We start from the raw sequence: 8,307 nt of genomic DNA, 5'->3' as shown, positions 1-8,307 counted from the left end.
CGGGAGGCGGTTCCGGCGGCACCGGCGGCTGCGGCGGCGGGGCCGGGTCGGGGGTGGGCGGCGGCACCGGCGGCGGGCTCGGCAGGGGATGCTCGTCCATGCCCGTCCCCTACCCCGCACGCGCGCGAATGACCGCCCGCATGGACGGGTCATGTGCGCGTCCGCCCCCCGACAGGGCAGGATGGGGCCATGAGGGAAACCCGAGCGACCGCAAGCGGGTTGCGCACGGCGATCGAGCGCAGCGGTTACTACCCGGCCCTGGTCGCGGACGCGGTCGAGTCGGCCGTCGGCGACGAGCGTGTCGTCGCCTATGTCGTTCACCACGAGGCGACGTTCGACCCCGCGATGGAGGTGCGGCGGCATGTGACCGTGCTCGTGCTGTCCGCGACCCGGCTGCTGGTGTGCCACACCGACGAGCACCCGCCCGGAGAGGGGATGGCCCAGCCGCACGCGTCCACCACCACCGAGGCCGTCAAGCTGGAACGCGTCCAGTCGGTCGCGGTGACGCGGGTCGTCCCGGACCCCGCGTCCTACGTGCCGGGCGTGCCGCCCACCGAGGTCGTGCTGACCATCGGCTGGGGCGCGATCGCCCACATCGACCTTGAGCCGGCGACGTGCGGCGACGAGAACTGCGAGGCCGACCACGGCTACACCGGCAGCGTCACGGCCGACGACCTGTCGCTGCGGGTCAGCGAGGCGGCGGACGGGGCGGACGCGGTGGCCCAGGTGCTGGCGTTCGCCGAGGAACTGTCCGCCGCGACCGCCCAGTGACCGCCCCCGCCATGGAGCCGCCCGTCCCCCGGTACGGGACGGGCGCGCTCGCCGACCTGCCGCCCTCGGTGCTGGCGTCGCTGGGCGTCCCGGACGCGGTGAACGTGCTGGGCCTGCCCGCCCTGCCGCGCGCCTGCGTCCTGCTCGTCGACGGGCTCGGCTGGGAGCAGCTCAGGGCGCACCCGGACGAGGCGCCGTACCTGAACGCGATGGACGGCGGCCCGATCACGGCCGGGTTCCCGGCGACGACCGTCACCAGCCTCGCCTCGCTGGGCACCGGCGTGCCGCCCGGCGGGCACGGGCTGCTGGGCCTGCAGGTCGCGATCCCCGGCTCCGGCCGGCTGCTGAACTGCCTGCACTGGAAGGACGACGATCCCGACCCGGCGGTGTTCCAGCCCGTCCCGACCGCGTACGAGCGGGCGGCGGCGGACGGCGTCGAGGTCGGGTACGTGTCCCTGCGCCGGTACAAGCGTTCCGGGCTGAGCCGCGCCACCGCCCGCGGCGCCGACTACCTGGCCGCCGACGGCCTCGGGCAGCTCGTCGGGCGGGCCGAGATGGCGCTGCGCCGGGGCGACCGCGCGTACGTCACCGTGTACCACGCCGACCTCGACGCGACCGGGCACCGCTTCGGTACCGGGTCCGCCGACTGGCGCCACCAGTTGCGGTTCGTGGACATGCTCGTCCAGCAGATCGCGGCCGTCCTGCCGCCCGGATCCGCCCTGCACGTGACGGCCGACCACGGCATGGTCGACCCGTCCGAGCGGGTGGACGCCGACACCGTCCCCGAGCTGCGGGACGGCGTGGCGCTCCTCGGCGGCGACGCGCGCTGCCGCTACGTCTACAGCGAACCGGGCGCCCACGACGACGTGCTCGCCGCCTGGACGGCCGTCCTCGGCGACCGGGCCTGGGTCGTCCCGCGCGAGAAGGCCGTGGCGGACGGCTGGTTCGGTCCCCTCGGCGACGGGATGGCGGACCGCATCGGCGACGTCATCGCCGTCCCGCGCACCGACCTCGCGATCGTCGCGTCCGAACGTGAGCCGTGGCTGGACCGGATGGTCGGCATGCACGGCTCCCTCGTGCCGGCCGAGCAGCTCGTCCCGCTGCTCACCACGTCCCGCCCCTGACACCCTGCGGATGTGAGATGAACCAGGATTCGCCTCTCCCTAATCCGGGCACCGGCGGTCAAACTGGCCGTGTGCACCCTCTCATCGAAGTGTCCGCGTTGGACCGGCTGCTGCGGCGGACACCCGTGGTCCTGCTGGACGTCCGATGGCATCTGGCGGGGCCGCCGGGGATCGAGTCCTACCGCAGGGGACACCTGCCCGGCGCCGCCTTCGTGGACCTCGACCGTGACGTGGCCGGGCCGCCCGGTCCCGGCGGCCGTCATCCCCTTCCCGATCCGGTCGCCTTCGAGTCGGCCATGCGCCGCGCCGGCGTGTCGCAGGACGGCGTGGTCGTGGTCTACGACGACGCCGACTCCACGTCAGCGGCCCGTGTGTGGTGGTCGCTGCGTTACTTCGGGCACGAGCGGGTCCGTGTCCTGGACGGCGGCTACCGGGCCTGGACGGAGGCGGGCCACCCGGTGAGCACCACCGAACCCGAGGTGAAACCGGGTGATTTCATTGCGAACCCCGGCCGTCTTCCCGTCCTGGACGCGGAGGGCGCCGGAGAGCTGGCCCGGGCGGGCGTCCTGCTCGACGCCCGTGCCGCCGAGCGGTACCGCGGTGAGCAGGAGCCGATCGACCCCGTCGCCGGGCACATTCCGGGGGCCCGGAACGCTCCCACGTCCGGCAACGTCGGCGTGGACGGCCGTTTCCTGCCGCCCGGGCTGCTGCGCGAGCGCTTCGCCAAGCTCGGCGTCACCGACGCGCTCGACGTCGGCGCCTACTGCGGTTCCGGTGTCACCGCCGCCCACGAGATCCTCGCCCTGAACCTCGCCGGCATCCCCGCCGCCCTCTATGTCGGCTCCTGGTCGAACTGGGTGACCGACCCGTCCAACCCGATAGCCACCGGCGAGAGCTGACCCGCGGGGCATCAGCCGGCACCCATCGCCAGGAAACCGGCCGTCGCCGGGGTGCGGGGGAGTGCGGCGAGGGCCCGGGACGGGCTCTGGCCGGACGCGACGGCGGTGTGGAAGGCGGACATGAACTCCGGCGTCGCCTCGTCCCGGACGGGGGTGACGCTGGCGATCACCGTGGCGGTGCCGAGGGCGAGCAGGGCGCCGGCCATGCCGAGGACGGCGTCGCCCTCGTCGGCGCGGCCGACGTCGCAGGCGGACAGGACGATCAGGTGCGGCGGGACGGTCAGCTCGTCGAGGTCGTACACCATCAGCGGGCCGCCGGTGAGGCGCAGCCGGGAGAACAGCGCGTTGCCCTCGCGGAACTCGCCGTGGGCGGCGATGTGGGCGAGGGCCGCGCCGTCGAGGGCGTCCCGGACGGGTTCCGCGCGCGCGTCGGCGCCGTCCAGGACGACGGCCCGCGGGTGGAGGCGGTGCAGGGCGGCGATCTCGCGCTCGGCGTGATCGAGGCCGGGGCCCGCCACGAGAACGGTGTGCCCGTCCGGCGGAGCGGCCGCGCGGGCGTGGAGCCAGGCGCCCGCGGACGGGACGATCGTGAACGGGCGTCCGGACAGCGACGGGAATACGGCCCAGGGCAACCCGTGCAGCGCGCCGGTCGGGGCGATGACGAGCTCGCGGTCGCCGAGGCCCAGCGGACCGAGCAGCAGGTGGTCGAGGCGCCCGGCCGTGTCGGCCAGGGCGGCGAGCGCCTGTGGGTCGTCCGTCTCGGCGAGGCGGCGGGCGGCGAACCGGAGGAGGCCGGTCTGTTCGCCCATGTAGCCGCATTCCCCGAGATGACGGCGTTCGGCCCGGCCGCCCGCGACGGTGACGGCGTGCAGCTCACCACCGATCGCGATCATCTCGACGAGGGCGCGGTCGCCGAGTGCCGCGGTGAGCTCGGCCGCCTCGGCGGGCCGGGGCGGGGACGCGCCGGGCGGACGGCGGCGCGTCCGGGAGCGGACCCGTGCCTCCAACTCCGCCAGGTCCGCCGAGAGCGCGGACGGCGCACCGCCCTGCGCGGTGTCGGCCGTGTGGCCGGCGCTGAGGGCGCGGAGCGCGGCCAGCGCGGCGGCGCGCTCCAGATCCCGGGGCGGACGGACCCGGACCGGACGCGCGATCGCCCGCCGCCGTTCCTCCACGGCGAGCAGTTCCCGCGCCGAACCGGCCAGGCCGAGCCCGAACCCGGCCAGTTCGGAGGCGAATCCCGCCGCGCGCGCACGCAGGTCGAGCGCGCCGAGCACCTCTGCGTGCTCTTCGGTCACCTGGAGCCCGGAACTGACGGCCTCCACCGCGCCCTCACGGTCGTCACGTGCCGCGCGTTCGAGGGCCAGGGCATGCCATGCGGCGATCTGGGTGTACGCGGGGCCGCGTGCACGTCCGACGGCGGACAGCAGGTGCCCGGCCGGCCTGCCCAGGGTCAGCGCGACACGGGCCGCGACGATACGCGCCTCGTCGGCGGCATGCGGCCAGCCGCCGGTTTCCAGCCGTTCCGCCGTGGCGACGGCCGAACTGAGCAGGACGGCGGATCGTTCACCGCAGGCCCACCTGGCCTTCAGCAGGACATGCTCGGCCAACAGCATCCATCCGGTGCGTTCCTGCGCGGCGAACGTGGTGCGGGCGTGTTCGGCCGCCTCCGTCGCCTGCTCGGGATTGCCGTCGGCCAGTTCGGCGTGGGCGAGGAGGAGGAAACCGTCCGCGACATCGCATGCGTACCCGTTCGCCATGGCCGATTCCAAGGCGGCGGTCAGGACGGGACGTGCCTCACCCGGCAGACCGGCCATGATGAGGGTCTCCGCCTGGTCGAACCGGCACTGGGCCAGGCGCTCGCCGGTCAGGCCGGGTTCGGCCTCGGCGAAGAGCCGAAGCGCGCGCGGGACGTCCCCGCGCCGCGACACCACAAAGGCCAGATTGCCCTTCGACATGGCCGTCTGATGACGCAACCCGGCGGCCTCACCGACGTCAGCGGCCTCCGCCAGGGCCTCCTCGGCATCGTCGTAATCGCCACGGAAGGCCAGCGCAAGACCAAGGTTGGTGAGCAGGCCGTTGAGAACGACCGGCTCGTTGCCTTGGCGTAGGCGAGGCAATGCGTGCGCCGCCACTTCGCGTGCCTCGTCCAGCCGCCCGGCGCGAGCCAGAGCGCATGCCTTGTTCGCGGCCAGCCGGTCTGCGTCGGCACCGTGCAGAACGGTCTCCGCCTCCCGCGCACGGGTGAGCGCCCCGGTGACATCACCGCGCGCGGTGAGCAGGCCGACGAGGTTCATCCGCACCTGGGCCGCCGCATAGCCCTCGGCCAGTTCCAGGGCGCGGTTCAGGAAACCGAGGCCCTCCTCCAGCCGCCCCAGTTCCTTGGCCGCCAGCCCGGCCACCCGCAGCGCGACGACCCCGCCGCCGTCCTCCAGCAGGTGCAGCGCCCGGGTGAAGGCGGTCGCCGGGTCCGTCGCCGCCATCCGCAGCAGGGAACGCTCGTCCCGCCCGGTCACAGCCGGATCCAGCTCGTGACGATCGACGTGCCGTCCTCCAGCCGGAACACCAGGCTGACCGGGCCCTGCGGGACGCGGAGAACGCGGAACAGCCCGGCGGGCCCGGCCCGCGACGTGAGCCCGTCCGGCGGCAGGTCCCGATGCCGGACCTCGACCACCGCCGCCGCGGCCGGAACGAGCCGCCCGGTGATCTCCCGGTGCCGGCCCTGCTCGGCGACCTCGATCTCCACGGTCGAGCCGGGGCAGGTGAACGTCAGCGTCCGGCCCGTCCCGCCGCGCACCCCGGCCGCCGTCCGCCCGGCCCGGTCGTGGGACAGTTCCGCCAGCGTCGCGGACGGCGTCCGCCACGCGATCGACGCGCGCGCCGCCGCCAGCACGTCCGGCGGCACCGGGTCCAGGATCTCGAACGCGTCCCGGACGCCGGAGATCAGCTCGTCGTCGTTCACGGGACGAGCCTCCGCAGCGCCTCCAGGCACCGCGCCCGGGTCGGGGCGACGCTGCCCACCGGGATGCCGAGCGCGGCGGCGAGTTCGGCGTGCGTCGGCGCCAGCGCGAACAGCCGCAGCAGCGTCCGGCAGCGGTGCGGCAGCGTGTCCAGCGCGGCCCCGACCCGGCCGAGCCGCTCACGCGCCGCGACCACCCGGTCGGGGCCGGGCTCCGGCCGCCGCGGCGCCGGCACCAGCGGCACGTCGCGGCTGCGCCGCCGCACCAGCCGCAGGCTCTCGTTCCGCGCCGTCGTGGCCAGCCAGCACCCGGTCGCGGCCGGATCGCGCAGCCCGTCGATCCGCTCCACCAGCCGCAGCCACGTGGTCTGCACCACGTCACCGGAGTCGGCCTCGTTCAATCCGTGTGAGCGGGCGATCGACCACAGCAGCGCGCTGTGCCGCTCGACCAGCCGGGCCCACGCGTCACCGTCGCCCTCGCGTGCCCGGACCACCAGCTCGTCCGTTCCGTCCCCTTGGGCCACCGAAGTCCTCCTCCCGAGGCCCCCCGCCATCGGCGGCTAACTCTAAGCCATCGGACGCTGACGTTCGGTGGTTTTCGGCTAATCGACGACCACGCCCAGATCCGGGAGGACGGGATGCGCGATCGGATCGAGCACGCGGTCGGCCGCCGTGACCGCGTCGACGCCGTCCGCGTCCGCGCGGGCGGCGATGCGTCCCGCGACCGCGGGCGCCGCGAACGACGTCCCGCTCCATGTCGCGAACCCCTCGAACAGGTCGGGATCGATGCCGTTCACGGGCGGTCGCACGCCGTCGAACGACACGAACGTGCCGGTCACATCGACACCCTGCGCGCACGCGTCCACCCACCAGCCGTGGTTGGAGAACCAGGCCCGGTCATCGCCGTCCAGCGCCGCGACGCCGACGACCGGCTTCATCGCGGCGGGCCAGAACGGGCGGTCGGTCGCCGCGTTGCCCGCGCACGCCACCACGACCGTCCGGCGGCCGAGCGCGGCGACCGCCCGCGCGAGCACCGGCGAGGGACGGTCGTCGTAGGTGTGGCAGCCGAGCGAGATGTTCACGATGTCCGCGCGACCCCACTCCGCGAGCCACTCCAGCGCCCGGATCACCTCCAGTTCGTCGCCGACCCCGTCGCCGCCGATGACCCGGCGGGCCCGCAGCCGCGCCGCCGGCGCCCGGGTCAGCACGACGCCCGCGATGAACGTGCCGTGGCCGGCCTGCGCGTCCAGTTCGAAGTCCAGGTCGGCGTCCAGGACCTCCGCGACCTCGTCGCGCTGCTCGCGGTACCAGCCGGCGTCCGCGTACCAGGGGTGCGGCGACAGGCCCGTGTCCAGGATCGCGACCGTCACCTCCCGGCGCGCCGCGGCGGCCCGCGGCGCGGGCAGGGGAGCCGCCGGGCGGGGCAGGTCCGCGGGCCCGCTCCACCACATCGGCTGACCGAGGACGAGATGGTTCGGCGCCGCGTTCAGCCGGCGATGCCGCCCGCCCGTGCCGAGCAGGGCCGTGAGTTCGCACACGTCCACCTTCGCGGGGGCGCGCAGCCGGATCCGCGTGACACCGGACCCGTCCTGCCGCGAGTCGTACCAGCGCCGGACGAGGTCCTCGGCGGCTCCGGCATCCGGCCCGGTGACCAGGATCTCGTCCCGGCGGATCAGTGCCGGCCGTCCCGGCAGCGGCTCCACCACCGTCGCGTCCGGGTGGCGTGCCAGCACCCGCTCCAGCCGTGCCTGCTGATCTAACATCTGTCCTCGCTCTCGCCGGGTCACGGCCTCGGACACTTTTGCCTCGCAGGGGACCGTGAACGCCTATCTTGTCGTTCAACCCCGGTGACCGCCGCGCATCGTATGGTCAAGCGGTCGATAAACCGTGGTCTCCCGGTGGTGCGAGACGTGCCGATGATGCACAATGAGGGACGCGGAAGCCGACTTGGGACGTACGAGGCCGTAGGGGAAGACGAGCCTCGGTACAGATCCAGGAGGTCCGGTGACCGCACGTGGCGTCTTCTACGTCCACTCTGCGCCGCCTGCGCTGAGCCCGCACATCGAGTGGGCCGCCGCAGGTGTTCTCGGCGTGCCCGTTTCCCTTGAATGGGCGGATCAGGCGGCCGCGCCGGGAACGTTGCGCGCGGAGCTTCATTGGGAGGGCAGGCCCGGCACCGCCGCGGGCATCACCTCCGCGCTGCGAAATTGGAAACTCGTGCGGTTCGAGGTCACCGAGGACCCGACGCCCGGCAGCGACGGCGTCCGGTTCAGCTTCACCCCGTCCCTCGGGGTGTTCTCCGGCGTCATCGGAGCCAACGGCGACATCATGATCCCCGAGGACCGGCTCCGTTCCGCCATGGCCAACGCCGCCCTCGGCAAGGTCACGCTGGATCAGGAGCTCGAACGCCTCCTCGGCACCCCGTGGGACAACGAACTGGAGCCCTTCCGCAGGGCCGGCGACGGCGCCCCCGTCCGCTGGCTCCACGCCGCCGTCTGAGCCGCCGGCCCGGAGCGTGCCCGCCCCCCGCGAGCGCGCTGCGGGCCGGCGGCCGCAC

At 74.5% G+C, this 8,307-nt stretch carries 8 protein-coding genes; 4 read left to right on the top strand and 4 right to left on the bottom strand.

Annotated features, from left to right (window positions below):
• Positions 1 to 189 precede the first annotated feature (189 nt).
• From AF1_RS30560 to AF1_RS30550, 3 genes are all read left to right on the top strand, one after another.
• Positions 190 to 771 carry a DUF5998 family protein gene (locus AF1_RS30560; protein ID WP_067807268.1) on the top strand — a complete coding sequence of 194 codons (582 nt, stop codon included), beginning with the start codon at positions 190 to 192 and terminating at the stop codon, positions 769 to 771.
• Between the two features lie 11 nt (positions 772 to 782).
• Positions 783 to 1,895 (top strand): alkaline phosphatase family protein, encoded by a 1,113-nt coding sequence (locus AF1_RS30555; RefSeq protein WP_067807273.1) that lies wholly within the window; start codon positions 783 to 785, stop codon positions 1,893 to 1,895.
• A 71-nt stretch (positions 1,896 to 1,966) separates the two neighbouring features.
• The gene (locus AF1_RS30550; RefSeq protein ID WP_067807264.1) at positions 1,967 to 2,794 is read left to right on the top strand and encodes a sulfurtransferase; all 828 of its coding nucleotides are present in this window, start codon (positions 1,967 to 1,969) and stop codon (positions 2,792 to 2,794) included.
• Positions 2,795 to 2,805: 11 nt separating this feature from the next.
• Here the strand turns inward: AF1_RS30550 and AF1_RS30545 are convergent, their stop codons facing one another.
• The 4 genes from AF1_RS30545 to AF1_RS30530 form a co-directional block, all read right to left on the bottom strand.
• Entirely contained in the window at positions 2,806 to 5,307 is a 2,502-nt protein-coding gene (locus AF1_RS30545; protein WP_242608920.1) for a CHAT domain-containing protein, read from the bottom strand.
• On the bottom strand, positions 5,304 to 5,753 hold the full coding sequence (locus AF1_RS30540) for a hypothetical protein (protein ID WP_067807261.1): 450 nt from the start codon (positions 5,751 to 5,753) through the stop codon (positions 5,304 to 5,306). Before AF1_RS30540 ends, AF1_RS30545 begins: the two co-directional genes overlap by 4 nt.
• Complete coding sequence (locus AF1_RS30535; protein ID WP_242608921.1) at positions 5,750 to 6,274, bottom strand: RNA polymerase sigma factor; 525 nt, start codon at positions 6,272 to 6,274, stop codon at positions 5,750 to 5,752. Before AF1_RS30535 ends, AF1_RS30540 begins: the two co-directional genes overlap by 4 nt.
• 78 nt (positions 6,275 to 6,352) lie before the next feature.
• A complete protein-coding gene (locus AF1_RS30530; protein WP_067807254.1) occupies positions 6,353 to 7,513 on the bottom strand; it encodes a S8 family peptidase in 1,161 nt (386 codons plus the stop codon).
• A gap of 241 nt (positions 7,514 to 7,754) precedes the next feature.
• On the opposite strand from AF1_RS30530, the gene AF1_RS30525 reads away from it, so the two are divergent.
• Positions 7,755 to 8,249, top strand: a complete 495-nt coding sequence (locus AF1_RS30525) for a DUF3145 domain-containing protein (protein WP_067807251.1) — start codon at positions 7,755 to 7,757, stop codon at positions 8,247 to 8,249.
• The last annotated feature ends 58 nt before the right edge of the window (positions 8,250 to 8,307 follow it).

Origin of the sequence: Actinomadura formosensis NBRC 14204 (assembly GCF_001552155.1) — a bacterium.
GTDB classification, from domain to species: Bacteria; Actinomycetota; Actinomycetes; order Streptosporangiales; family Streptosporangiaceae; genus Spirillospora; species Spirillospora formosensis.
The sequence above is the reverse complement of the archived record's forward strand: the minus strand, read 5'-3'. Positions and strand labels throughout refer to the sequence as shown.